This window comes from Nonomuraea sp. NPDC049152 (genome assembly GCF_040648355.1).
GTDB lineage: Bacteria > Actinomycetota > Actinomycetes > Streptosporangiales > Streptosporangiaceae > Nonomuraea.
On the sequence record NZ_JBEZDO010000037.1, the window covers coordinates 1 to 23492 of the forward strand.

23 protein-coding genes and 2 pseudogenes are annotated in these 23492 nt (G+C 69.3%); 7 read left to right on the plus strand and 18 right to left on the minus strand.

The annotated features are described in order from the left end of the window. Positions 1 to 446: 446 nt before the first annotated feature. Complete coding sequence (locus AB0B45_RS43180; RefSeq protein ID WP_358143467.1) at positions 447 to 1193, minus strand: hypothetical protein; 747 nt, start codon at positions 1191 to 1193, stop codon at positions 447 to 449. Between the two features lie 209 nt (positions 1194 to 1402). Then, positions 1403 to 2005 (minus strand): leucine-rich repeat domain-containing protein, encoded by a 603-nt coding sequence (locus tag AB0B45_RS43185; protein WP_358143469.1) that lies wholly within the window; start codon positions 2003 to 2005, stop codon positions 1403 to 1405. A 423-nt stretch (positions 2006 to 2428) separates the two neighbouring features. Between AB0B45_RS43185 and AB0B45_RS43190 the strand changes: the two genes are divergently transcribed. Further along, positions 2429 to 3565, plus strand: coding sequence for a lipase family protein (locus AB0B45_RS43190; RefSeq protein WP_358143471.1), 1137 nt, complete (start codon positions 2429 to 2431; stop codon positions 3563 to 3565). Between the two features lie 68 nt (positions 3566 to 3633). Here AB0B45_RS43190 and AB0B45_RS43195 read toward each other — a convergent pair. The 4 genes and pseudogenes from AB0B45_RS43195 to AB0B45_RS43210 form a co-directional block, all read right to left on the minus strand. Further along, positions 3634 to 4551, minus strand: a pseudogene (locus AB0B45_RS43195) (IS481 family transposase); the annotation flags it as partial. Then, positions 4521 to 4679, minus strand: a pseudogene (locus AB0B45_RS43200) (helix-turn-helix domain-containing protein); the annotation flags it as partial. The pseudogenes AB0B45_RS43200 and AB0B45_RS43195, both read right to left, overlap by 31 nt. A gap of 240 nt (positions 4680 to 4919) precedes the next feature. Further along, positions 4920 to 5798, minus strand: a complete 879-nt coding sequence (locus AB0B45_RS43205) for an NADP-dependent oxidoreductase (protein ID WP_358143473.1) — start codon at positions 5796 to 5798, stop codon at positions 4920 to 4922. A 117-nt stretch (positions 5799 to 5915) separates the two neighbouring features. After that, entirely contained in the window at positions 5916 to 6641 is a 726-nt protein-coding gene (locus tag AB0B45_RS43210; RefSeq protein WP_192778440.1) for an SDR family NAD(P)-dependent oxidoreductase, read from the minus strand. Positions 6642 to 6746: 105 nt separating this feature from the next. Between AB0B45_RS43210 and AB0B45_RS43215 the strand changes: the two genes are divergently transcribed. Beyond that, the gene (locus AB0B45_RS43215) at positions 6747 to 7586 is read left to right on the plus strand and encodes a LysR family transcriptional regulator (RefSeq protein WP_192778441.1); all 840 of its coding nucleotides are present in this window, start codon (positions 6747 to 6749) and stop codon (positions 7584 to 7586) included. Positions 7587 to 8132: 546 nt separating this feature from the next. Here the strand turns inward: AB0B45_RS43215 and pruA are convergent. Next, positions 8133 to 9758 (minus strand): L-glutamate gamma-semialdehyde dehydrogenase, encoded by a 1626-nt coding sequence (pruA, locus tag AB0B45_RS43220; protein ID WP_358143475.1) that lies wholly within the window; start codon positions 9756 to 9758, stop codon positions 8133 to 8135. Between the two features lie 2 nt (positions 9759 to 9760). Next, positions 9761 to 10678 carry a proline dehydrogenase family protein gene (locus AB0B45_RS43225; RefSeq protein WP_358143477.1) on the minus strand — a complete coding sequence of 306 codons (918 nt, stop codon included), beginning with the start codon at positions 10676 to 10678 and terminating at the stop codon, positions 9761 to 9763. 76 nt (positions 10679 to 10754) lie between these two features. Between AB0B45_RS43225 and AB0B45_RS43230 the strand changes: the two genes are divergently transcribed. Then, positions 10755 to 11804 carry a helix-turn-helix domain-containing protein gene (locus AB0B45_RS43230; protein WP_358143478.1) on the plus strand — a complete coding sequence of 350 codons (1050 nt, stop codon included), beginning with the start codon at positions 10755 to 10757 and terminating at the stop codon, positions 11802 to 11804. Here AB0B45_RS43230 and AB0B45_RS43235 read toward each other — a convergent pair. The 4 genes from AB0B45_RS43235 to AB0B45_RS43250 form a co-directional block, all read right to left on the minus strand. Next, on the minus strand, positions 11788 to 12507 hold the full coding sequence (locus tag AB0B45_RS43235; RefSeq protein ID WP_358143479.1) for a glycoside hydrolase family 16 protein: 720 nt from the start codon (positions 12505 to 12507) through the stop codon (positions 11788 to 11790). The two genes, AB0B45_RS43230 and AB0B45_RS43235, sit on opposite strands and share 17 nt — an antisense overlap. A gap of 5 nt (positions 12508 to 12512) precedes the next feature. Continuing rightward, complete coding sequence (locus AB0B45_RS43240) at positions 12513 to 13082, minus strand: FMN-binding negative transcriptional regulator (RefSeq protein ID WP_358143480.1); 570 nt, start codon at positions 13080 to 13082, stop codon at positions 12513 to 12515. 10 nt (positions 13083 to 13092) lie between these two features. After that, positions 13093 to 14199: a glycosyltransferase gene (locus tag AB0B45_RS43245; protein ID WP_358143481.1), complete on the minus strand. Its 1107-nt coding sequence runs from the start codon at positions 14197 to 14199 to the stop codon at positions 13093 to 13095. A gap of 134 nt (positions 14200 to 14333) precedes the next feature. After that, positions 14334 to 16184, minus strand: a complete 1851-nt coding sequence (locus AB0B45_RS43250; protein ID WP_358143482.1) for a SpoIIE family protein phosphatase — start codon at positions 16182 to 16184, stop codon at positions 14334 to 14336. A gap of 35 nt (positions 16185 to 16219) precedes the next feature. On the opposite strand from AB0B45_RS43250, the gene AB0B45_RS43255 reads away from it, so the two are divergent. After that, positions 16220 to 16936 (plus strand): GAF and ANTAR domain-containing protein, encoded by a 717-nt coding sequence (locus tag AB0B45_RS43255; RefSeq protein ID WP_358143484.1) that lies wholly within the window; start codon positions 16220 to 16222, stop codon positions 16934 to 16936. A gap of 22 nt (positions 16937 to 16958) precedes the next feature. On the opposite strand, the gene AB0B45_RS43260 is transcribed toward AB0B45_RS43255, so the two are convergent. Next, entirely contained in the window at positions 16959 to 17327 is a 369-nt protein-coding gene (locus tag AB0B45_RS43260; RefSeq protein ID WP_358143622.1) for an STAS domain-containing protein, read from the minus strand. Between the two features lie 240 nt (positions 17328 to 17567). Between AB0B45_RS43260 and AB0B45_RS43265 the strand changes: the two genes are divergently transcribed. The 3 genes from AB0B45_RS43265 to AB0B45_RS43275 are packed head-to-tail and all read left to right on the plus strand — an operon-like array spanning position 17568 to position 20053. After that, entirely contained in the window at positions 17568 to 18314 is a 747-nt protein-coding gene (locus AB0B45_RS43265; RefSeq protein WP_358143486.1) for a SigB/SigF/SigG family RNA polymerase sigma factor, read from the plus strand. 12 nt (positions 18315 to 18326) lie between these two features. Beyond that, complete coding sequence (locus AB0B45_RS43270; protein ID WP_358143488.1) at positions 18327 to 18737, plus strand: ATP-binding protein; 411 nt, start codon at positions 18327 to 18329, stop codon at positions 18735 to 18737. Next, positions 18734 to 20053, plus strand: a complete 1320-nt coding sequence (locus AB0B45_RS43275; RefSeq protein ID WP_358143490.1) for an NAD(P)/FAD-dependent oxidoreductase — start codon at positions 18734 to 18736, stop codon at positions 20051 to 20053. Before AB0B45_RS43270 ends, AB0B45_RS43275 begins: the two co-directional genes overlap by 4 nt. Before the next feature lie 99 nt (positions 20054 to 20152). Here the strand turns inward: AB0B45_RS43275 and AB0B45_RS43280 are convergent, their stop codons facing one another. From AB0B45_RS43280 to AB0B45_RS43300, 5 genes are all read right to left on the minus strand, one after another. Next, on the minus strand, positions 20153 to 20344 hold the full coding sequence (locus AB0B45_RS43280; protein ID WP_358143492.1) for a hypothetical protein: 192 nt from the start codon (positions 20342 to 20344) through the stop codon (positions 20153 to 20155). A 6-nt stretch (positions 20345 to 20350) separates the two neighbouring features. After that, the gene (locus AB0B45_RS43285) at positions 20351 to 21103 is read right to left on the minus strand and encodes a hypothetical protein (RefSeq protein ID WP_358143494.1); all 753 of its coding nucleotides are present in this window, start codon (positions 21101 to 21103) and stop codon (positions 20351 to 20353) included. Between the two features lie 5 nt (positions 21104 to 21108). Beyond that, the gene (locus AB0B45_RS43290; RefSeq protein ID WP_358143496.1) at positions 21109 to 21684 is read right to left on the minus strand and encodes a hypothetical protein; all 576 of its coding nucleotides are present in this window, start codon (positions 21682 to 21684) and stop codon (positions 21109 to 21111) included. A gap of 78 nt (positions 21685 to 21762) precedes the next feature. Beyond that, the gene (locus AB0B45_RS43295; protein WP_358143498.1) at positions 21763 to 22188 is read right to left on the minus strand and encodes a hypothetical protein; all 426 of its coding nucleotides are present in this window, start codon (positions 22186 to 22188) and stop codon (positions 21763 to 21765) included. Positions 22189 to 22292: 104 nt separating this feature from the next. Then, positions 22293 to 23438, minus strand: a complete 1146-nt coding sequence (locus AB0B45_RS43300; protein WP_358143500.1) for an FAD-dependent monooxygenase — start codon at positions 23436 to 23438, stop codon at positions 22293 to 22295. Positions 23439 to 23492: the final 54 nt, after the last annotated feature.

Below are 23492 nucleotides of genomic sequence, written 5' to 3' on the forward strand. Positions count from 1 at the left end.
GGGTTTCCTGACGAGCATCGGCCTCGCCAGGCTCGCCCGCATGAGTAAGGCCTACTCAGACGAACCGGCTCTCCTCCACATCCGGCAACAGATCATGACTTACCGTCCTCGGCTGGCAACTTTCTGTGCCGATCGGGTGGCGGTCGCTGGTACGGGCGGATGAGACGAGCCGACGTATCCGCCTAGGGAAGGCTCCCCGACCTGCCCCGACTCATCAGCGCGGCGGTGCTCATCGTTGCGGTCACGCTGACCGCGTCGTGCAGCCCGGCCAGCTCGACCGTGTCGCTGACTCCAGCCCCGTCTGAGACACTCTCGCCGTACCTGACCCGACCGCGCTGGCCTCGACAGGCAGCCCCAGCCCGACGCCGACCCCGACGCTGGCCACCCCTGGAGTGCGTAAGCCGCGCCGAGCGTACGGCTTGCGGAGCAATCGGCAGACCGGGTCGCTATGAGCTCAGCCAGTTCGCGCTTAGCCAGTTCACGAAGAAGCCGAGAGGGACAGACATGAGCAGACCGAGGAGAAACAGCCTCCTGCTTTCCCGTTTGCCTTCTTGTTTAGCCTCCGCGAACTGCGCCGGGAATGCGGCCCATGCTTCCGCCAACTCGTTGTGTGACGCGGCGGCTAGCATCGCTTGTCGACGCAGTTCACCAAGCCTCCTGGTAGCTTCGGCCAGTTCGGCTTGACGCTCCTTGATCCGAATGTCGATCTGTTTGAGCGAAATGTGTCCTTGACGCACCTTCTCGCCGATCACCGTGAGTTCGCTACTTTCCTCCTCCACCGTGTGCTCGATGGCGTTGATCTGGTCGGCGAGGTTGGCGGTGTTCTGTACGACGGCCTGGTGGCGCTCTTCCGTCGCGGCCATGACCTCACGAAGGGCGGCTTCGCGCTGCTCTCGATGGCGTATCTGATCGACAACAGACACCACCACCCCCACAGTGAACGCTGAAAGAGCTGTCCAGCCCGACACCGACTGTGCCTCAGGCCCGACGAAGTTGAACACTCCCGCCAGCCAGATGAGACCACCGAACAGAATGGTGGGCACGGTCACTGCGTGCACAGCCTGAGGTACACCAACCCGCTGGGTTTGCCCAGGAAGCGGCGGGGTGCCCCCAAGGGCCAGGATGACCGTTTGCCATCGCAGCGGCGGCGGGGTTTCGCCGAATTGCGTGTCCGAAGGGTCGTGTAAGGCCACAGCAGGACCCTAGCTCTGGTGGAGGCAGCCAACCAGTGTCCCGCCCCCGCGCGCCTCCCGTCGTGGATGGCCGAACCGTACCATCCCGATCTTCCACACATTTCAGGCACTCTGCGCGACTACCTGGCCAGCTGGTGCATGCCCGTGTCGACCAGGCCAGGGGCGTACTAGAGCGCGAGATCAGACGTCCCAGGACGTCTTGACGAGGCTCAGCCGGTGAGGAGGTTGCGGGCCCGCAGTTCCGAGATGAGGGTGGGCGGCAGCGCGGGGCAATCGTCGACGATGACCTCCTTGAGGGAGGGCAGATCCATGACCGTGCCCAGGTCGGTCAGTGAGGGGCAGCCGTAGAGCCTGAGCGTGCCCAGGGCGGGCAGGTTCTCGGGTTCACCGAGGGTGCGCAGGTTGGTGAACGCCACGCTGAGGTGTTCCAGCGCGGCGAGCTCGGAAATGTCGGTCAGGTACTTGCAGTGATCCAGGTGCAGGGACCGCAGCATGGTCAAGTGACGCAGGCCCGTGACGGAGGCGCGCTTGCGCAGCTGCAATGAGGTACGGCCTTCGGCGACGAACGCGGGGGCGAGAATGCGCTCGGCGAAGCCGTCCGGCGACGGCGCCTGGAACCAGAGCGCGAGCAGCATGTCCATGGACGGCTCGGCCATCTCGGCCATCTCGGCGAACTCGACGGCCAGCGCGAGGGCCTCGTTCCGGCCGTCGAGCACGAGCGTCCGCACATCTTTCCATGCCCGTGTGGGGGAGGCGGAGGCCAGCAAAGGGCGCTGGGCGGTCAGGTCCGGCGGTTCCGGGGTGATCGTCATGCCACGGCACCATACGGGGTGGCACGGACATCCTGCCGAGAAACGATCTGCCCGAATGTAGACGCGTCCGCTCAGAGGAGTTCAGACAGGCCACCAGGACGCCAGACAGGGTCCACGTGAAGGAAAGGTGGCGGGCCGACCAGGCGGGTCGCCTGCCTACTTCTCGCGGGTCCACACGAGCTCGGCCGCCACGACCTGCTCTGGTCCGTACACCGCGGCGGCGACCACAGCCGGGCCGATGATCTGGTGTCTGCTGACTTCGGGCATTTCTGGTTCCCCGAGGTGGCCCGATGCCTGGACTGCGGGTGGAAGCGCCGGTGAGGCTGGCATGAGCGGCGAACTGTCTTGACAGCAGGTTACTGGCGGGTAACCATCAGGTTCCCGCCACGTGACAGCGTGGTCATCCCCCCAGAGGACGGTGCCATGAGAGTGTCCGTGCTCCTCTCGCTGCTCATCTCGCTCATCCTCCTCCCCACGCCCGCCAAGGCCGCCTCGGTGACCGCGGGAGACGTCATCTCCGCGCAACCGACCACGGTCTACCTACTGCCGGGCAAGCTGCTCGAAGTGCCTGTCAACGCCTGGCACCTGCTCTACCGCTCCACCTCGGCGACCGGCTCACTGAACGCCGTCTCCGGGACCCTGCTCGTGCCCAAGGCGAGCTACCCCTTGGGCAGGCGGCCCATCATCGGGTACGCCGTGGGCACCCACGGGCTCGGCGACCAGTGCGCCCCGTCCGTCAGCATGAGGGAGGGCCGCGAGGCCGAGCTCGCGCTGGTCAGCCTCTTCCTGCTCAAGGGCTTCGCGGTGGCCATCACCGACTACGAAGGCCTCGGGACGCCGAGCCAGCACACCTACATGGCCGGCATCTCGCAGGGGCAGGCGGTACTCGACTCCGTCAGAGCCGCCACCCGGCTGCCCGCGTCGGGGCTGTCGCCCAGCGCGCCGGTCGGCATCATGGGCTACTCCCAGGGCGGCGCCTCCGCCGCGTGGGCGGCACAACTCCAGCCGACGTACGCGCCCGAGCTGCGGCTGCGCGGCGTCGCCGCCGGCGGGGTGCCCGCCGACCTCAAGGCGGTGGCCGAGCACCTCGACGGCACCGCGAACTTCGGCCTGGGCGCGGCGGCCGGCGTCGGCTTGGACGCGGCCTACGACGAGCTCGACCTGTTCAACGACCTCAACGACCGCGGCAAGGCGCTGATGGCCGACGCCGCCGACGACTGCGTGGGCGACCTCGGCAAGCTCGCCGGGCTGCGCTTCGCCGACCTGTCGCCGATCGACCTGCTCAACCAGCCCAAGTGGGTGGCGCGTCTGACCGAGAACCGGCTCGGCGCGCGTTCGCCGCAGGTGCCGATGTTCCTGTACCACGCTCGGGGGGACGAGACGATCCCGCACGCCGTGGGCGCCACGCTCCGCTCCGAGTACTGCGCACGCGGCGTGAACACCCGCTGGACCTCCCTGTCGGCCGGCAGCCACGTGCTGGGGGCGGTGGAGGGTGGGCCGCTGGCCATCGAATGGCTGGCCCTCCGCATCTACGGCCTCCCGGCGTTCGGCAACTGCTGACATCTCCGACGGCGGCGGGCGCCCTCCCCCCTCCGCGCCCGCCGCCCCACCCACCTGCCCATCCGTCCCTAGCTGTATGAGGCCAGCACGTTGTCGACGCGGACTGGCACCAGCGACGCTGGCGGCTGCCCATCGGCAGCTCCGTGGGGCCGGTGATAGTTGTAGTGCAGGTTCCACACTTCGATCGCCGCGCGTCGCTCGTCTTCCGAGGTCCAGGTTCTGGCGTAGAGGAACTCTTCGGCAAGGATCCGGTTGTAGCGCTCGATTTTGCCGTTGTGTTTCGGGGTGTAGGGCGTGATCCGCTGATGCCGGGAGCCTTCGAGGGCTGCTGCAAACGCGGCAGCGGTGTAGCAGGGGCCGTTGTCGGTAACGATTCGCTCGATGTGGGTGATGCCGTGCGCGGCGAACCACGCTCGCGCTCGATTGAAGAAAGCTACGGCGGTGACGGCCTGCTCGTTGGGCAGCGCTTCCGTGTAGGCCAAGCGTGAGTAGCCGTCGATCGCCGAGTGCAGGTAGACATAGCCCGTCCGTGTACCTCGGGTTTTGGCTCGAGCGACGGCTCGGGCTTGTGCGCGGTTCTTGCCGTGGACGCGCCAGCCGCCGCCGTCAGGGATCCGGCCGACCTTCTTCACGTCGATATGGACCATGTGGCCTGGCCGACGGGCCACGATCTGCTGAGGCTCGCGGTTGCTCTCCCCGCTTGGGTCGATGAACCGTCGCCGATTCAGTTGGAGCTGTGCGAGCACCCGGCTGACCGTGCGCCGGCTCACTGGGACGTCCTGCTGGCTGAGTTCGAAGGCGATCCGTGCCGCCGACCACTTATGGCTGCGGCGCATAGTTTCGATCTGTACGACAACGTCGCCTGGGGTCGCGGTGGGTTGCCGGTGCGGCGTCGAGGGCCGGTCGACTAACCCGAGGTCGCCGAACTGCCGGTATCGATTCACCCATTTCGACGCCGTGGCTCGCGAAATGCCCATTTCGGCGGCTGTTCGGACACCAGCGCCCGACGCACCGTGTTCCGGCCCACCCCCAGCTTCCTGGTGATCGCCCGGATCGGCATCCCCTCTGACCGGTGCAACCGGCGAATCTCCGCCCAGTCCTCCACGTTCAGCACCCCTCTCGCTATAGCCTCACAAGGCTTTGCGGTGGGTCCCGTTTTCACGCGTCCACAGGGGGAGTTTTCAGCCGTCGTCGTCATGTCTGAACTTCTTGCGAGGTTTGCTTGCGGATCTGCCGAATATCGGATGTGTCGTCCGGGTTGCCGCGGCCAATCAGGTGGCCGACCGGACAGTCCCGACGGGGATCACCCTGCGGTTGAGCAGAGCCTTGAGCGCGCTGCGTTGCATGGTGCCGGTTAGGGTCTGAGCACGATTTTGCCGTGGGTGTGTCGGCGTTCGAGTTCGGTGTAGGCCTGGCGGACCTGCGTCAGCGGGTAGACGTTGGCGATCGGGACTTCGAGGTGTCCGTCGGCGATCAGGGCGGCCAGTTCGGCAACTACCTCGGCGCCCGGTCTGGCGTTGGTTCCGGGTTCGGTCTTGACTCCGTACTTCGCGGCTGCCGCGAAATCGGCGATGGTGTCGATCCGTTCGACAGCGACGCCGAGGGCAAGGGCCAGTTCGACGTACCCGCCGCCGTGGGTGTCGATGAAGGCATCGATGCCGCTCGGTGCGGCGGCCTTGATCCGGTCGGTCACGCCGTCACCGTATGCGACCGGGATCACACCGTGTGTTTGCAGCCACTCGTGGTTGTGCTGGCTCGCCAGGCCGATGACCGTGGCTCCGGCACGGCGAGCGAGCTGAACGGCGAGCGAGCCGACTCCTCCGGCTGCTGCGGAGACGATAACGGTCTCCCCTTTGTCGAGCTGCATGGAATCTACTGCCCCCCACGCAGTCACCCCGGCGACGTACAGGCCGCCAGCCACCTCCCAGGGGACGCCGTTCGGTTTGGGTGTGAGGTTGTTGACGTCGACCAGGACCAACTCGGCCTGGGCGGCCCGCTTCTCGGAGAACCCGATCACCTCGTCACCGACCGAGAATCGGTCGACTCCGACGCCGACCTCGGCGACGACCCCGGCGAGATCGCTGCCTTGCCCGGACGGAAACGTCGAGGGAAAGATGTCGGCCATCGCGCCGGTTCGAATGGCCGCCTCACCGGGGTTGATGCCTGCCGCCTTGACCCGAATCAGGACCTGCCCATCGTCAGGCACGGGGCGGTCGACATCGTCGACCCGCAAGACCTCGATTCCGCCGAACTCGTCGTATCTGACTGCCTTTGTCAATGTCTGCTTCTCCTTCGATGCACGACGCGCGGCTGACCTCGAGAACGGGAATGGTGGGCACCGGTGTGCTAATCACCAGGGCACAGTTCCGGCGTCGTCGAAGAATCCGCCGGTCGGGCCGTCGTCGGGCAGGGTCGCGAGGTGAATCGCGATGGCCGCGCCCTGTTGTGGTGTGCGGACGCCTTGGAAGCCGTTGAGGTCGGTGGCGGTGAAGCCGGGGCAGCCGGAGTTGATCAGGATGTTGGTGTCGCTCAGTTCCTTGACGTATTGGATGGTGAGGGCGTTGAGGAAGGTCTTCGAGGCCAAGTAGGCGGCCGGAACCTGGCCCATGTCGATGCCGGGTGTGGTTTGCAGGGCGAGCGAGCCGACGCTGCTGGACATGTTGACGATCCGTGGTGATGCCGAGTCGCGCAGCATCGGCAGCATCGCGTTGGTGACCCGGATGACCCCGATCACGTTGGTTTCCACGACAGCTCGCACGGTCGCGGGATCGACCGTGGTAGGTGTCTGCGGCACGCCGCCGGTGATCGCGGCATTGTTGACCAGAACATCGAGCCCTCCGGCATGGCCGGCGATCAGCTCGGCCGCCGCGGCCACACTTGCGTCGTCGGTCACGTCGAGCGGCACACCGAACGCATCGGTCCCGGCCGCGCGCAGCTTCTCCACCGCGGTGTCGCGGCGTTGTTGATCCCTCGCGCCCACACCGATTCGCCAGCCAAGCGCGCCCAGGCCAGCGGCGATCTCGTATCCGATTCCCTTGTTCGCGCCGGTCACCAGCGCAATCGTCCGTTCACTCATACCGTCGATCATGTTGCGGACTCGGGTGGGGCGTCCAAGACCGGTCGGGTGGGCGGCGATACCGCACGGGTATTGGTCGTGGTCAGCGCCGGATACGATGAGCGGGTGGAGACGCGGGAGTTGCGATACTTCGTCGCCGTCGCCGAGGAGTTGCACTTCGGGCGGGCGGCACAACGGCTCGCGATGGCGCAACCACCACTGTCGCGGGCGATCCAGCAGCTGGAACGGCGGCTCGGAGTCGTTCTGCTGCACCGCACTGCTCGCGCCATCGCCTTAACCGAGGCCGGGTCGGTGCTGCTGCGGGAGGCCCGGACCGCGCTCGACGCGGTCGAAGCCGCCGAGCGGCGAACCCGCCGTGCCGCGGGCGACCAGCCGGGTGTGGTGCTGGCCGCCAAGGCCGGAGCGTCCAGGGAACTGTTGTCGAAGCTTCTGGACGCCTACGCCGCTGAACCGGGCTCAGTGGCAGTCGAGGTGATGTTGTGCGGGCCGGGCGAGCCGGAAAGTCTGCTGCGCACCGGGCGTGCCGACGTTGCTCTGCTCCACCGGCCTTACGACACGACAGCCGGATTCGACACCGAGGATCTGCACACCGAACAGCAGGTCGTGGTCCTGCCCAAGGGTCATCCCCTCGCCAACCGGGCGCATCTGTCGTTAGTCGAGGTCAACGCCCAGACGGACCTGCCCCTGCCGCGCTGGCCTGGACGAGATGGCGGCCATCCGGACGGCCCCGGCCCGCAGGTGCGCGACCATACCCAACTGTTCCAACTGATCGCGCTCGGACTGGCCTGCGCCGTCGTACCCGAGTCGCTCCGAGACCAGCTACGCGACGACCACGCCATCGTGCCGGTGCCGGACGCACCGGCCGTCACGACCGTCATCGCCTGGCCACCACACAGCAGATCCAAAGCCGTCGCCGACCTCGTCCGCACCGCGACACGCCTCTAGCCGATACCCGCTGCACAATCCGAGGTTCTCCCGCTGGTCACAGCAATATCGTCTTCCGGTCAGCGACTGGCGACAAGATCCGACCGCTCATGCCGGATTGACGAAGTTCAGCCGTGACCACCACCGACTACAACGTCATGGCCAGCAACACCTAGCCGCCGCCCCGCGCCGCCTCCGCGCGCTCGTCCCCAGCCGCTGCCCGCCCCAGTTATCCCTCCGGGCTGGACCTGGACGATGGCTGCCATGCGTGGATCGAGGGGCACCGGGTGCCGGCCCGCAAGCTGGGTCTGCTGCTGGGGCCTGGCGAAGATCCGTGCACGGAGCCGGTGCTGCTGCGGGCGGCGTACGGGCCGGGCTGGTACCGGCTCGATCCGGATGGCGGGGCGGTGTGGGTCGGGGCGACGCCGTGGCTTTGCGTCTGAGAAGCCGGCCGCCCCGGGACCCGCGGCAGAGTCCCGGGGCGTCGGCACGCGGCGCGCGACGGGTGCGCGCGGGCTCGGGGAGCAGGACCCGAACCCGGCCGCGTGTATGGAAATACGCTGAATATCAGCCCATGTGGGGGTAGCGGTGGTCCGTCGGGGGAACGAACGTCTCCTTGATCGTGCGGGCGTTCACCCACCGGATCAGGTTGAAGATCGAGCCCGCCTTGTCGTTCGTGCCGGACGCCCTGGCCCCGCCGAACGGCTGCTGCCCGACGACCGCCCCCGTCGGCTTGTCGTTGACGTAGAAGTTGCCCGCCGCGAACCGCAGCCGCTCCGACGCCGAGGCGATCGCGTAGCGGTCCTGCGCGATGATCGACCCGGTCAGCGCGTACGGCGAGACCGACTCCATCTGGTCGAGCACCGTGTCGAAGGCCGCGTCGTCGTAGACGTGCACGCCGAGGATCGGCCCGAAGTACTCCTTGACGAAGATCTCGTCCGTCGGGTCGTCCGACACCAGGATGGACGGCTTGACGAAGTAGCCGACGCTGTCGTCGTAGGAGCCGGTGAGCACCTCGATCGAGTCGGTGGCCTTCGCCCTGTCCAGCGCCGCCTTGTGCTTGGCGAAGGCACGGTCGTCGATGACCGCGCCCATGAACGTGGACAGGTCGGCAGCCACGTCGCCCACGGTCAGCGACTCGGCCGTGGCCACCAGGTCATCCTTGATCCGCGACCAGATCGAGCGCGGCACGTAGGCGCGCGAGGCCGCCGAGCACTTCTGCCCCTGGTACTCGAACGCGCCGCGGATCAGCGCCGTCGAGAGCACGCCCGGGTCGGCCGACGGGTGCGCGAGCACGAAGTCCTTGCCGCCGGTCTCGCCCACCAGGCGGGGGTAGCCGTGGTAGCGCGAGATGTTCGCGCCGACGGTGCCCCACAGGTGCTGGAAGGTCGCGGTCGAGCCGGTGAAGTGGATGCCGGCCAGCGCCGGGTGGGTCATGGCGACCTCGGAGACCGCCTGGCCGTTGCCGGTGACCAGGTTGATGACGCCGGGCGGCAGCCCTGCCGCCTCCAGCAGCCGCATCGTGTGGTGCGCGGCGAACTGCTGGGTGGGGGAGGGCTTCCACACCACGACGTTGCCCATGAGGGCGGCCGCGGTCGGCAGGTTGCCCGCGATGGCCGTGAAGTTGAACGGCGTGATCGCCAGGACGAAGCCCTCCAGGGGGCGGTACTCCATGCGGTTCCACACCCCGGGGGAGGAGACCGGCTGGTCGGAGTACAGCTGGCGGGCGTAGGCGACGTTGAAGCGCAGGAAGTCGATCAGCTCGCAGGCCGCGTCGATCTCCGCCTGCTGCACCGACTTGGACTGGCCCAGCATCGTGGCGGCGTTCAGCGTCGCCCGCCACGGTCCTGCGAGCAGGTCGGCCGCCTTGAGGAAGATGGCGGCCCGCTCGTCGAACGACAGCGCCCGCCATGCGGGGGCCGCGGCCAGTGCCGCGTCGACGGCGTCCTGCACGTCCTGAGCCGTAGCGTCGTTGGTACGGCCCAGGACGGCGGCCTTGTTGTGGGGCTGAACGACGTCGATGGCCGCGCCGCCGCCCATCCTCTCCACGCCGTCGATGGTCATGGTCAGGTCGATCGAGGACCCGGCCAGCTCCTTGATGCGGTTCTCCAGCGCGGTGCGCTCTGCGCTACCCGGCGCGTAGCCGTACACCGGCTCGTTGGCCGGGGTCGGGACGTTGCTGATCGCATCCATGATCACTTACCCCCAAGGGCACGAAGGAAGAAGGCGACGTTGGCGGGGCGCTCTGCCAAACGGCGCATGAAGTAGCCGTACCAGTCGTCGCCGTAGGGGATGTAGACGCGGACCGTGTGACCGGCGCCCGCGAGGGACTCCTGCTTGTCGGTCCTGATGCCGTAGAGCATCTGGTACTCGTAGTCGCCGACGGCGCGCGAGAACCTGTCGGCGAGCAGCTCGGTGATCGAGATGAGCCGGTCGTCGTGCGTGGCCACCATGGGGTAACCCTTCCCCGCCATGAGGATCCGCAGGCATCGCACGTAGGCCTTGTCGACCTCGCCCTTGCTCTGGTGGGCGACCGAGGCGGGCTCGCGGTAGGCGCCCTTGACCAGGCGCACCCTGCTGCCCTCGACGGCCAGGTCACGGCAGTCGGCCTCGCTGCGGAACAGGTAGGCCTGGACGGCGACACCGGTGGAGGGGAAGTCCTCGCGCAGCGTGCGCAGGATTCCCAGCGTGGAGTCGACCGTGGTGTGGTCCTCCATGTCCAGGGTGACCGTGGAGCCGTTGGCGGCAGCGGCGGCGCAGATCTCACGGGCGTGGTCGAGCGCCATGGAGTCGCTCAGCTCCTGGCCGACCGCGGACAGCTTCACCGACACCTCGGCGCGCGTGCCGAGATCCAGCGGTCGCAGCTCCTCCAGCAGCGTGAGGTAGGCCTTCGCGGTGGCGGCGGCGGCGCCCGCGTCGCGGGTCTCCTCGCCCAGGTGGTCGATCGTGACGGTGAGCCCGCCGTCGACCAGGCGCTGAACGGCGGCGCTCGCCTCGGCGACGCCCTCACCGGCGACGAACCTGTCCACGACCTTCCTGGTCAGCGGCAGCCCGGATACGGTGCGGCGCACGAGCGCGCTCCGCGACCCGGCGAGAAGTACTTGACCCAGCATGCGTCCAGGCTAAAACGCCAGCTCACGGTGGGCCCATTGACGTCCGTAACGCGAGGTGTGGCAGGCTGTCATACAAATGCACAACACCGATGACCTACAGGAGACCGTCGACGAGATCGCCCGCGTTCTCGGGGTCTCCGCGACGCTGGAGGACCGCTCCTTCAGACTCCTGGCGTACGGCGCGCAGCACGGCGACATCGACACCGTCCGCCAGGAGTCCATCCTGCGCAGACGCGCCAGCCGCGAGGTCCGCGACTACTTCGAGCGCTTCGGCATCGCCAGGGCGGAGGGCCCCGTCCGCATCCCCGCTGACCAGGCGCTCGGCGTCCTGGCCAGGGTGTGCGTCCCGCTCAGGCACGCCTCGGTGACCTACGGCTACCTCTGGCTGCTCGGCACCCTCGGCGACGCCGAGCTGGCCCGCGTCCAGCGGCTCACGGCCAGGGCGGCCGCCATGCTCGCCCAGGAGGCCCGCAGCCGCCACGACCTCGGCAGGGAACTGGGCGCGCTGCTGTCGGCCGACCCGGAGGAGCGGGCGGGCGCCGCCATCGAGCTCGCAGGGCCCGTGACGGCGATCGCCGTGAAGGAGTCGCAGGAGAGGGTGGCGGCCCTCTGGACGCTGCCGCGCGGCGTGCTGTCGCGTGCGGGCCGGCCGGTCGCCGTACTGGCCCCCTCACACCTCGCGGGCGAGATCGCGGCCAACCTCCAGACCGCGTACGGCACCGCCGCAGGCATGGGCACACCACGGCTGGATCCCGCCGACGCGTGGCAGAGCTGGCGGGAGGCCAAGCACGCGCTGCGGATCGCCGAGCACTTCCCCCGCTTCCACCCCGTCGCCAGGTGGGCCGACCTCGGCGTGCACCGGCTGCTGGCCAGGCTCGGCACCGCCGACCTGCGCGAGCTGGCCGCCGAGACCGGACCGCTCGACGCCGAGCTGGCCCACACCGTGGAGACCTATCTCGATCTCGGCGGGCACGCCCAGAAGTCGGCGGCGGAGCTGGGCATCCACCGCCAGACCCTCTACTACCGGCTGGGCAAGGCCGAGCGGCTGATCGGGCTCGACCTGTCCGACGGGGACGACAGGCTGGCCGTCCACCTGGGGCTGAAGGCGGTCAGGCTGCTCCCGTGAACCGGTAGACCTTCACCCAGTCGACGTACATCGACACCGTGTCGGGGGTCGAGGCGTTCCTGCACGGCGACCACTCGTTGCACACGACGTCGTTCTGCAGGGCCAGGCCCATCCTGCGGCCCTCGGGCACGTGCGGTCCCCTGTAGTCCCACACCTTCTCGCCGTCGAGCCAGAACGTCAGGCGCCCTGGCAGCCAGTCGACGGCGACCGTGTGCCACTGGGTGAAGTCGGCGCGCAGCTGCTTCTGCGCCCGCTCGCGGCCCGCGTGGACGAAGATGCCGCCGCCGCGCCGCTGGGGGTCGATGATCTCGGCGAAGTCGATCTCGGCGTAGTCGCCGTCGCTCTGCCGGTCGGGCCACAGCAGCGCCACGGGCGTGTAGCCGGCTCCGGCCTCGGCCTTGAACCTGACCTCCCACCTGCCGTACTCCTGTGAGGAGCGGGTGGCCAGGCCGCCCGACAGGTCCTGGCCGCCGTAGAAGCCGCCCTTCAGCCTGAGCACCCCGTTGGAGACGGAGGCGGCCTTGCCGGTGCGGGGGTTGGTCTCGGCGCCGGGGGAGTGGTAGACCATCCACCTGCTGGTGTCGAGGGAGTCGAAACGCTCGCTGAAGACCTGCTCGAAGGGCTGCTGCTCGCCGGCGGTAGCGGTGGTGGCGGCGGGGGCCGCGAGGAGCGCCGCCGCCACGAGATAACCAGGAATCGACATGCGTCTCAGGAAAGCATAGATTTCGCTTTGGTAACGGCGGTTTTGACGCGCTCGCGGTGTTCCTCGTCTTTGTGCCCGTCGTACTTGAACTTGCCGCGCACCTCGTCGACGGTCAGCCGCAGTCCTCTGATGCCGGACATCAACCGGGGCATCAGGGCGGGGTCGCCGAGCGTCGGCTCGAGGTCGGCCAACTGCCGGCGCAACACGTCGAGCTTGCCTTCGTCGTCCTTGACGATCTCGGCCGTGCAGACGAGCTGCACGGCGGAGTAGTAGGTGGTCGGCACACCCAGGCGCGGATCGGTGCCGGGCTCGGCACGCCATTCGCCCTTGATGTAGGTCCACGGTCCTGTCACCGACAGCACGACCTTCGGGTTCTCCTCGATCGCCGGCCAGATGGGGTTGGGCCTGGCCAGGTGCAGGATCACCGTCGTGTCATCGACCAGGAGGAACTGGGTCGGCACGACCACCGGCACGGCCCTGTCGTGTCCCGAGGCGATCAGCGTGCCGAACTGGTTGTCGCGGACGAAGGCCAGCGACTCCTCGGGCGAACCCGCGTCCCAGGGGTGAATAAGCATGCATGGCAGCTTATAGGGATTCGTATACCCGGAGAAGCTCCTGGCTGACGCGCTCCCACGAGTAGCGGGACCGGGCCCTGTCGGCGCCCGCGTACCCGAGCGCGGTGCGCCTGGTCGGGTCGGCGAGCAGTTCGCGGATGAGCCTGGCGGTCTGAGCGGGCCTGTCCGGCGGCACCAGCATCCCCGTGACCCCGTCGACCACGGCGTCCAGGTGCGCGCCCACGGCGGAGGCGATGACGGGGACACCGCAGGCCATGGCCTCCAGGGCCACCAGCCCCGCCGGGGCTTCACGCGGCAGCGTCATCACGAGGTCGGCGCTGCGCATGAGCTTGGCCACCGACGCCTTCGGCACCAGCCCGAGCACGTTCACCCTGTCGGCCACGCCCGCCTGCTCGGCCAGCGTCCTCAGTCGCCTGGCCTCGCGGTCCTCGTCCAGCCCCTCGGCCGGCGGCCCGCCGGCCACGACCAGCTCGGCCTCGGGGACGGCGGCCAGCGCCCGTACCACGGTGTGCGCGCCACGGTCGGGGGAGAGGGGCCCGACGTGCAGCAGCCGCTTGCGAGTGCCGCGCGCCGCCGCGCTGCCCTGGCGGCGGAACCTGTCCACGTCCACCCCGTAGGGGATGACCGCGATGTGGTTGCGGGGCACCCCCATCTTGATGAGCTCGGACTCCTCGTCGCCGCACCCCGCGATCACCGCGTCGGCGCGCCGGCCGAGCACCCGCTCCAGCTTCAGATGCGCCGGCGGTACGGCGACGCCGAGCGTGTGGTGGAAGGTCTGCGTGACCGGCACGCCCAGGCCGTTGGCGCCGGCCACCGCCATAAGCCCTCCGGTCCACGAGTGGGCGTGGATCACGTCGGGCCTGTCCTCGCGCCATCGGCGCATCAGGTAGTCGCCCACGTCCGACAGGTACGGCACGACCTCGTCGGCGGGCAGGTCGCGGGCCGGGCCCGCGTCTATGGACTCGACGGTGACGCCATGGCACACCCTCGCCCTGGACTTGACGTCAGCGCCGCTGCGGCGGCTGAAAATCGTGACTCTGTGCCCGCGGCCCAGCTCACGGGCGACGGCGAGAATATGAGTACGGCGCTCGTCGGAAGCGACGATGGCGATATGCATGGCACACCTCGGGCATATGGCTCCTACAGGTGTGCCTGCGTCTTAGGCACTCACGTACCAACTAGAAATACCCCGGCGCCCGGAGAAAGTAAACCTCCTCGGCGTGGACAGTTGCCACGGGAGCCACCCGCCCGTCAGGCCACCCTCAGCGCGAGCACCACGATCTCGTCCCACACCCGCCCGCCGGAGAAGCCGTGCCTGTCCTCCTCGATGGACTTCACCACCGTCGAGGGCGGCTGCTCGACGCTGCGAGCGAGCACGTCGGCCAGCCGCTCCTCCCCGTACGGCTCGCCGTTCTCGCCGCGCGAGGAGATGAGGCCCTCGGAGTAGAGGACCAGCGTCTGCCCGGGGGCCAGCGTGATCTCCTCCACCGCCGTCTCCGCCTCGGCCGCGATGCCGAGCGGCACGCCGCCGCCGGAGACGGAACGCACGCTGCCGTCCTGCTGGACCAGCGCGGCCGGATGGTGCCCCGCGGAGCTGAGCGTGATCGTCCTGCCCTTCACGTAGCCGGCCACGGCCATGACGAACATGCCGGAGCGCTGCGCGACCAGCGCCTCGTTGACCTTGCGCATGGCCTGGTCGGGGTGGCTCTCCCACACGCTCAGCACGCGCAGGCCGCCGCGCACCATCGCGCTGACCGAGGCGGCCTCCTCGCCGGAGCCGACCGCGCCGCCCAGCGAGAACCCCCACCCGTCCTTGACGGGGAACACGTCGTAGAACTCCGCGCCCACCGAAGCGCCCTGATGGTAGATCGCCGCCGCCTCGAAGCCCGGGATCTGCGGCAGGTTGCGCGGCACCACGCTGGCCGTCAGCGCCTCGGCGGCCTGCGAGCGGTCGCGGAAGCTGTCCTGCGCCGACATGGCCATCCCCAGGTGCGCGCCCAGCTCCTGCACCAGGCCCAGATCGGCCAGCGTGTACGGCGGGCGGTCGTGCGAGCGCACCAGCGTGAGCGCGCCGCGCACCGCGCCCTCCGCCCCGATCGGCACGCACAGCAGTGAGCCCGCCCCCATCGCGGTCAGCAGCGGCCCGTCGGCGCAGACGCCGAGCAGCGACTCGTCCTCCAGCATCTCGTGCACCACGCCGGTGCCCTGGTCGAGCACCTGCGCCACGAGCGGGCTCGCCGCCGGATCGGCCCGCTCGACCAGCCGTACCAGGTCGGCCACCGGCTGGTCCTTCGGCCCCAGCACCACCGACCTGCTCGGCAGGCCCTCGCGCAGCACGTCGCCGATCACCCAGTCGGCCCACTCCTCGGCCAGCAACCGCGCGGCCCTTGGCAGCGCGACGGGCCGCCGCTGGCTCTCCTCGTCGAGCAGCAGGGCCGTCATCCGCGCCAGCAGCTCCTGCCGCCTGGCCGCCGTCATCAGCAGCGCCGCGTCGGACTGCTCGGGACGGCGCGCGCCCGGCTCGGGCAGCTGCACCTGCGTCGGCAGCGCCACCGCCGCCACCATCTGCTGCGGCTCGCCGGGCATCGTCAGCCTGGTCAGCGCCAGCTGCGCGACGTGAGTGCGGCCCTGGTGGGCCAGCCGCGTCTCGAACGCGGCGCTCTGCCCCGTCTGCAGCACCGACGTGAGGTGCGAGCGGAAGGCCGCCCGCCGCGGCACGTCAACCAGCAGCGGGAAGGACCGGCCGATCAGGAACCCGTCGGGGCTGCCGAGCAGCGCCGAGGTCTCCGGGTTGATCCGCCTGATCACGCCGCCGCCGTCGATCACGATCACAGGGACGGGGAACATCCTGAACACCTGGCGCAGCAGCTTCAGCTCCCGCAGGGAGCCGCTCTTGCCCGCCTTGTTCCGCGCGGCGCTGCCCAGCTCCGCCTTGGCCGCGGCAAGCAGCTCGGCGGCGGTGTCGAGCTCGGCGAGAGCGGCGTCGAGTGTCTGCTCCAGCTCCTGCGGGTAGGCGGATCTGGCGGCACGCAACGACGACACGCGCCCCACGAGCTCATCCAGGGCGTGTTCGAGTGCGGCCAGGCCGATGGGATCGGTCACCTGTTTAATCTAGGCTCATCGGGAAGGGATTCGCCATGGCAAGAATGATCACCTCTGTGTTGGCGCGCGACCTGGCCGCGCTGGGCCGGGTCGGCGAGGACACCTCGAGTGAGAGCGTACTTCGCGGGCTGACCACGACCCTGGCCAGGGGGGTGCCCGGCTGCGCCGGAGGGTCCGCCGAGCTGTGGCGCGATGACAGGGTGCTGGTCTCGGGATCCCACAGCGAGCTCATCATGCTGGTCGACGGTGAGCGGGAGATCGGCGAGGGGCCCTCGACCGAGGCGCGGGGCACGCTGCGGCGCGTCGTCGTCGCCGACGTCCTGCGCGATCGCCGGTGGGCCCGCTACGCGGGCCTGGCCACCAGGTGGGGCGTCCGTTCCGCGTTGCTGCTGCCGATCGAGGTCCGGCCCGTGCTGCTGGTGGTGGGCCTCTACTCGGTACGGCCCGGCGCCTTCACCACGCAGGCCGCCGCGCCGCTGGCGGAGATGCTGACCGAGCAGGTCGGGGTGGCGCTGGCGAACATGTGGGAGTTCGACGAGATGCGCATCGACGCCGCCCAGTTGCAGGAGGCCATGGCCGGGCGGTCGGTCATCGACCAGGCCAAGGGCATCATCATGAAGACCAGCGGGTGCAGCGCCGAGGCGGCCTTCGAGGAGCTGCGGAAGGTGTCCCAGCACCACCAGGTCAAGGTCGCCGACCTCGCCCGCCTCCTGGTCGAGGAGCACCAGGGCAAGGCCCAGGGCCCCGCCTGACCGGCGAGGCCGTTCCCGGCCGTCAGGCGAGCGCCGCCAGCGCCTCGTCGAGCGTCTCGTAGAGCGGCAGCCGCTGCGCCAGGCCGGTGATCCACATCACCTTGGACGGCGAGTAGCGCACCCCCACCAGCGCGAATCTGCCGCCCGCCGACGTGCACCCCTGCCAGTGGTGGACGATCAGTCCCAGGGCGCGCGAGTCCATGAACGTGACCCCCGCCATGTCGAGGATCAGGTCGTGCCCGTGGACGGCGACCACCTCGGCCAGATGGGCGGCGAACTGTTCCCTGGTCGTCGCGTCGAGGACGCCCTCCACGGCGATCACGGGAATCTCACCGGCCACTGACGACGTCAGACTCAGGGCGGCCTTCGGCCACTCGCCGTTCTCCGACATCGTCACAAGAACCCTCCTCCATCATCGCCCGCTTGGCAGGGCAACCCTACTGTCACCGGGTTGGGGTTGAATACTCCATCCCAAAGTGGGAAAACTGAAGTCGAAGTCCAGCAGAGGGCTTACGAGCGACCTCCATCGAGGCGCACCTCTGCCTGGGCTTTTTTCGCTGGGCGGGGGAGCGGCCGGCGAAGATACGAGGAGCAGACAGCGATGGCTGTTCAGGAACGAGTCCTTGAAGACATGACCGCCGAAGAGCTGCTGGCGGAAATGGTCAGGGAAGACACTCCCGACTCGGTGCGGGAGCGGCTGCGCGAGCGCGTCGTCGAGATGCACCGATCCCTGGCCACGGAGATCGCCAGGCGCTACCGCTACCGAGGCGAGCCGATGGAGGACCTGCTGCAGGCCGCCTACGTCGGGCTCATGAAGGCCATCAACGGATTCGACGCCGGTCTCGGCCACGCCTTCAGGGGCTACGCCGTCGTCACCATGACCGGCGAGGTCAAGCGCCACTTCCGCGACCGCACGTGGGCCATCAGGGTGCCGCGGCTGTACCAGGAACGCCGCTCCGAGCTGAACAGGCTGGTCTCAGACCTCAGCCAGGACCTCGGCCGCGCGCCCACCGTGGCGGAGCTGGCCGCCAAGATGAACATCTCGGAGGAGGACGTCCTGCTCACGCTCGACGCCTCCGCCGCCTACAGCACGCTCTCGCTCGACGCCCCGCTGGGCGCCGACGACGACGCCGCCTCCCTCGGGGACGTCATCCCCGGGGACGACGACACGCTCAACAACCTGGTCGACCAGCAGGCCGTCAAGCCGCTCATCGACGCCCTGCCCCCCAGGGAGAAGAACATCCTGCTCCTGCGCTTCTTCGGCAACATGACACAGGCCGAGATCGCCGCGGAGTTCGGGATCTCGCAGATGCACGTCTCGCGCATCCTGCGCAAAGTGCTCGACCAGCTCAGGGCAGAGCTGATCGCGGAACGCTAGGTGGTCTTTCAGGTGGACGAACAAGCGGACGTTCCGGCAAGGGAAGTGGTCTTCCGACTCTCCGACCTGCCGGAGGTCCGCGAGTTCGCCGCGGGCCACGCGCGCGCGGCGGGGCTGCCCGACGAGGAGGTCAGCGACCTCCTCGTCGCCGTCAACGAGGTGGCGACCAACGCGGTCACCCACGGAGTCGCCGGCAAGGCCCGCCTGCGCGTCTGGAGCGAGCCTGACGCCGTCGTCGTGGAGGTGCACGACGACGGTCGTTGGGAGTTGCAGGGCGATCCCGGCAACACGCCCCCGCCGCCCGACGCGACCAGCGGCATGGGCCTGTGGGTGGCTCGCAGGCTCGCCCAGTGGATCGGCTTCCGCACCGGCCGGGAGGGCAGCACGGTGACGATGCGGTTCAGGGGTAGGAGAGCTCGATGACTCCTCGCATAGTGATCCTCGGGGGCGGCTCCGTGGGCATGTACACGGCGCTGCGGCTCCAGCGCAGGCTCCACAGGGGCGAGGCGCAGATCACCGTCATCGACGTCGACTCCTACATGACCTACCAGCCGTTCCTGCCTGAGGCGGCGGCCGGCAACCTCGAAGCCAGGCACGTCATCGTCTCGCTACGCCGGGTGCTGCCGCGCTGCACGATACTCAACGGCGTCGTCGAGGCCATCGACACCAGCCGGCGCGAGGTGGAGTTCAGGCCGCACAAGGGTCCCGCCCGCACGATCGGGTACGACCTGCTCGTCGTGTGTCCCGGCTCGATCTCCCGTACCCTGCCCATCCCCGGGCTGGCCGAGTTCGGCATCGGGTTCAAGACCGTCGAAGAGGCCATCCACCTGCGCAACCACGTCCTCGGCCAGCTCGACCTGGCCGCGTCGACCGACGACGAGACGATCAGGCGCGAGGCGCTGACGTTCGTGTTCGTCGGCGGGGGCTTCGCGGGGGTGGAGGCGCTGGCCGAGCTGGAGGACATGGCGCACGACGCCTGCGGCTACTACCCGGGCATCGAGCCTTCCGACCTGAAGTGGTACCTCGTGGAGGCGACCGACCACATCCTGCCCGAGGTGGGACCCGAGATGGGCATCTGGACGCTGGAGCAGCTGCGCGACCGCGGCATCGACGTGCGTCTGAAGACCAGGCTCGAATCGGCCACGGGCGGGCGGATCGTGCTCGACGACGGCACCGCGTTCAACGCGGACACCCTGGTGTGGACGGCGGGCGTCAAACCCAATCCGGTCGTGGCGCAGAGCGACCTGCCCATCGACGGGAAGGGCAGGGTGCGGGCGACGCCGTTCCTCAACGTCGAGGGGTACGACGACGTGTTCTCCGCGGGGGACTGCGCGGCCGTACCCGACCTGACCAAGCCGGGCGAGTACACCGCGCCGAACGCGCAGCACGCCGTACGGCAGGCCAAGGTGCTGGCCGACAACGTGCTGGCCACGATCAGGGGCACCGGGCGCAGGCCGTACCGCCACGCCTACGCGGGCTCGGTCGCCAGCCTCGGCCTGCACAAGGGCGTGGCGCAGATCTATGGCGTGAAGATGCGGGGCGCGCTGGCGTGGCTCATCCACAGGACCTACCACCTGTCACGGATGCCGACCACGAACAGGAAGGTGCGCGTGCTCCTGGACTGGACGCTCGCGCTGTTCTTCCGCAGGGACATCACGGCGCTCGGCGCGCTGACCGACCCCCGCAGGGAGTTCGAGTACGCCATCCGCACCGCCAAACCCGTCTCCCACGCCCGCTGATCTCACTTCTCCACGCAGGGAAGGGGGCGGCTCCCGAGCCGGCGCATACGACGAAAGGGGCGCTCCCTGAGCTCAGGGAGCGCCCCTTTCCGATGGGTTCTACCGCCGAGTACGGCGCCAGCCGCCGCGGTAGCTGCTGATGCTGGCCGTTCCGATCCCCGCCTGGTGAAGGGCGAGCAGGCACAGGCCGAGCAGGACGAAGGCCATACCACTGATTCCGGCGATCCTGGTGTTCAGCAGGTCCAGTAAGAACCCGAGCCCGAACACGATCGCGGCGACGATGGCGAGCATGTCATATCACCTTTCTGCCGACGTGAGGGTGAGCAGCCAGTCCAGCATCGAGCGGTACTCGCGCAGTGCCTGGCGCAGCTGCTCGGTATCGCCCTCGCTGGAGTTCTTCCAGCGGTCGCGGAGCTGGTCCGTCTGGGAGGTGAGCGTCGACAGCAGCTCGTCCACCAGCGTGTCGGCCCGCTCGACCGACTGGCGAGGCTCGTCGACGAAGGCGACCTGGACCTCGCGCCAGCGGATGCGCACCTGCTCGGGGTCCTGGTCGAGCATGAATCCGCCGCGCTCGGGGCGCGCCCCCATGTCTCCGGACCTGGCGGCCTCCATCCGTTCCCGCGAGGACGCCTCCGTCTCGCGCATCCCCGTGTCGCCCGGAGCGGCCGCGAGAACGTCGTCGGACGTCCTCGTCTCGTAAGGGTCGCGGTAGCGGGCGTCGCCCTGCTGGGTCTCGGGGTCCGCGTCGGTCATCGGCTGCCGCAGGCCCTCTCCCGCCATCCCCTCCTCGGTGGCGCGCTCCTGTGCCATCCGGTCGTCCTGGGGGCGGTCCTCCCACCCCTGGCCCTCGCGCGCCCGGTCGTCCTGGATCATCTCGTCGCGCTCCTGGCCCTGCCACCGCTGCTCCGCACGCTCGTCGCGCGTGTCGGCTCCGGCCGCCTGGAAGTCGCGGCCGGCGGCGTCGTCAGTGACGTCCGGGTCGTCCCGCGTCTGGTCGGCGCGCGGCGGTGGTACCTGCAGTTCGTCCTCGGCATGCCTGTGCTCGGTCATATCGGTCACCGTCCTCCTGGCTCCTGACGGGTGGGATGAGGGCTGTCGTCGTGCAGCAGCACCAGGAACAGCGCGCGGTAGTGCACCATGGCCTGGCGGAGCTCCTCGGTCGAGGCCTCCTTCCTGGCGGCGCGCCCGCTGATCTCGTGGGCCTGCCGGTAGTGGTCCAGCGTCTGGGCGTGGCCGACCGACAGCGTCGAGATCTTGTCCTCGAAGTTGTCGGTGGGATAGCCGCGATCGCCCATGACCGAGGTCACCAGCTGGTCCGCCTCGGTCACCGCGAAACCGGGCGCGTCGACGAAGCGCTCCTGCACCTCGCCCCAGCGGCTGCAGTAGTTCGCGCGGGTGTCGTCGTCGAGCGGCCTGATGTCGAGGTCGGCGACCCGCTGCTCACGAGAGCGCAGGTCCTGCTCGGCCTCTCGCCTGTTGTCGTGCTCGGCGACCGTACGCTCGTATTCGGGACCGAACCTGTCTCGGAGGCGGGTCCGGCGCTGTTGCTGCACAATGGCATAGCCGACTGCGGCGATGGCGATGACCACCACCACGATGACGGCCACCCAGATCAGAGTTGAGGTGGTCATCTGACGCCTCCGAGGTCTGTCGCGATGGGCCGTGATTGGCCTTCCGCCTGCCCTGGAGCCGCGAGTCGAAACGCGGCGTCAGCCGGCTTCGACGACCTTCACCGCGCGGCCGAGCACCTCCGCGACATGTGAGCCCGACGGTGCCGCAGGGATCTCCTTGAACCCCTCCACCGGGTCGTACGTCACATCCAGCCCCTGCTCCACCAGCCGCCGGGCCCAGCGCAGCGCGGTGTTCAACCGCTCCGGCGCCACCGGCGCGCCCTGCGCCGCCGCCGACAGGTTCCGCAGGTTGGTGGCGGGCCCCGACTGGGCGTGCGTACGGCTGAGCGTCCACGGCAGCGCCCTGCCGTGGTCGAGTTGCGGCTTGGCCAGGCCGGCGGCCCGCTTGGCCTGCAGCACGCCCGACTCGCTCACCCCGAAGTGCGCCGCCAGTTCCCGCACGCTCATCCCCGCTCCGACCAGCCGCTCCAGCTCGGCCCTGTCGATCGTCGGCCTGCGACCCACCGCACCCTCCAAGCTCGCCGTCTCGCCCAGGTTAGGCGCTCCTTCCGCCGCCAGGGGAGCCGCACCCGACGGCGTCGTAGCCGGGCCGCCCGCTCGCCCGGTGCTCAGAGCGCGATGTGGTGGCGGTACATCCAGGCGAGCGACTCGTCGCCCGCCGACTTCTTCAGGAAGATCGGCAGCATCAGGTCGCGGAAGACCCTGGCCACCGGCCCCGCCGCCTTGCTGTTGCTGATCTTCCTGGACCACGCCACCACCCGCTCGACCCGCGCGCGGCGCTGCCGCTCGTAGCTCGCGAACGCCGCCTCGTGGTCAGGCTCGTCGCGCAGGGCGGCGGCCAGCACGAGCGCGTCCTCGATCGCCATGGAGCCACCCTGTCCCGAGCTGGGGGAGGTGGCGTGCGCGGCGTCGCCGGTGAGCAGGACCCTGCCCCGGTGCCAGGTAGGAACGGGGGGCAGGTCGTGGATCGGCAGCGCCAGGTCGATCGAGCTGCGGCGGATCAGCTCGGCGGAGAAGTTGTCGTCGCCCTCGAACGCCTCGACCAGCGTGGTCCTCCAGTCGGCGGGCACGTCGCCGAGCTCGCGCGGCAGGTTGGCGAACCACCAGGTGTCGCCCGCGGCGGAGACGGTGTAGCCGAAGAAGGCCTTCTTGCCGAAGATCATGTTGTAGACGCCGGGCTCGCCGGTGAAGTCCGCGTCCTTGACGATGCCGCCGAAGCTGTACAGGCCGCTGTAGCGGGGAGCGGGCGCGCCCGGGTCGAGCAGCGCGCGGGTGCGGGAGTGGACGCCGTCGGCCGCGATGAGGAGGTCCCCTGTGGCCTCGGTGCCGTCCTCGAAGCGGGCGGTGACGCTGTCGGCCGTCTCCCGGTAGGAGACCATGCGCTTGCCGTACGAGACGGCGATGCCGCGCTTGACGGCCTCGTCGCGGACGATGCGGTAGAGGTCGGAGCGCTGGATGGTGTGGCTCACCGTGCCGTCGTCCAGGGCCAGCCCGTTGGCGACCTCGCCCAGACGCTTGCCCGTGCCGCTCCACATCACCATGCGGGGAGTGGGAATGCCCGCCGTCAGGACCTCTTTGTGCGCGTCCAGGGTGCGCAGGGCGTCAAGACCGTTCGAGGCGACGTTCAGGAACGAACCGACGTTGTCGGCGGTCACGTCGTAGGCCTCGAAGATCTCCGCGTCGATGCCCACCCGCTGGAGCGCCATCGCCGTCGCCGGTCCGCCGATGCCGCATCCGATGATCAGAGCCTTCATCGTGTTATCCTCTCCCCAGTTATTTTGTTCGGCCGAACGAAATATAACGGGAAG

Coding starts and splice junctions, on each gene's coding strand:
- AB0B45_RS43185 (WP_358143469.1), bottom strand. CDS start 2,005: ATGACGATCACCCCGGAACCGCCGGACCTGACCGCCCAGCGCCCTTTG.
- AB0B45_RS43190 (WP_358143471.1), top strand. CDS start 2,429: ATGAGAGTGTCCGTGCTCCTCTCGCTGCTCATCTCGCTCATCCTCCTC.
- AB0B45_RS43210 (WP_192778440.1), bottom strand. CDS start 6,641: ATGAGTGAACGGACGATTGCGCTGGTGACCGGCGCGAACAAGGGAATC.
- pruA (WP_358143475.1), bottom strand. CDS start 9,758: ATGGATGCGATCAGCAACGTCCCGACCCCGGCCAACGAGCCGGTGTAC.
- AB0B45_RS43225 (WP_358143477.1), bottom strand. CDS start 10,678: ATGCTGGGTCAAGTACTTCTCGCCGGGTCGCGGAGCGCGCTCGTGCGC.
- AB0B45_RS43230 (WP_358143478.1), top strand. CDS start 10,755: ATGCACAACACCGATGACCTACAGGAGACCGTCGACGAGATCGCCCGC.
- AB0B45_RS43235 (WP_358143479.1), bottom strand. CDS start 12,507: ATGTCGATTCCTGGTTATCTCGTGGCGGCGGCGCTCCTCGCGGCCCCC.
- AB0B45_RS43240 (WP_358143480.1), bottom strand. CDS start 13,082: ATGCTTATTCACCCCTGGGACGCGGGTTCGCCCGAGGAGTCGCTGGCC.
- AB0B45_RS43245 (WP_358143481.1), bottom strand. CDS start 14,199: ATGCATATCGCCATCGTCGCTTCCGACGAGCGCCGTACTCATATTCTC.
- AB0B45_RS43255 (WP_358143484.1), top strand. CDS start 16,220: ATGGCAAGAATGATCACCTCTGTGTTGGCGCGCGACCTGGCCGCGCTG.
- AB0B45_RS43260 (WP_358143622.1), bottom strand. CDS start 17,327: ATGTCGGAGAACGGCGAGTGGCCGAAGGCCGCCCTGAGTCTGACGTCG.
- AB0B45_RS43265 (WP_358143486.1), top strand. CDS start 17,568: ATGACCGCCGAAGAGCTGCTGGCGGAAATGGTCAGGGAAGACACTCCC.
- AB0B45_RS43275 (WP_358143490.1), top strand. CDS start 18,734: ATGACTCCTCGCATAGTGATCCTCGGGGGCGGCTCCGTGGGCATGTAC.
- AB0B45_RS43280 (WP_358143492.1), bottom strand. CDS start 20,344: ATGCTCGCCATCGTCGCCGCGATCGTGTTCGGGCTCGGGTTCTTACTG.
- AB0B45_RS43285 (WP_358143494.1), bottom strand. CDS start 21,103: ATGACCGAGCACAGGCATGCCGAGGACGAACTGCAGGTACCACCGCCG.
- AB0B45_RS43290 (WP_358143496.1), bottom strand. CDS start 21,684: ATGACCACCTCAACTCTGATCTGGGTGGCCGTCATCGTGGTGGTGGTC.
- AB0B45_RS43300 (WP_358143500.1), bottom strand. CDS start 23,438: ATGAAGGCTCTGATCATCGGATGCGGCATCGGCGGACCGGCGACGGCG.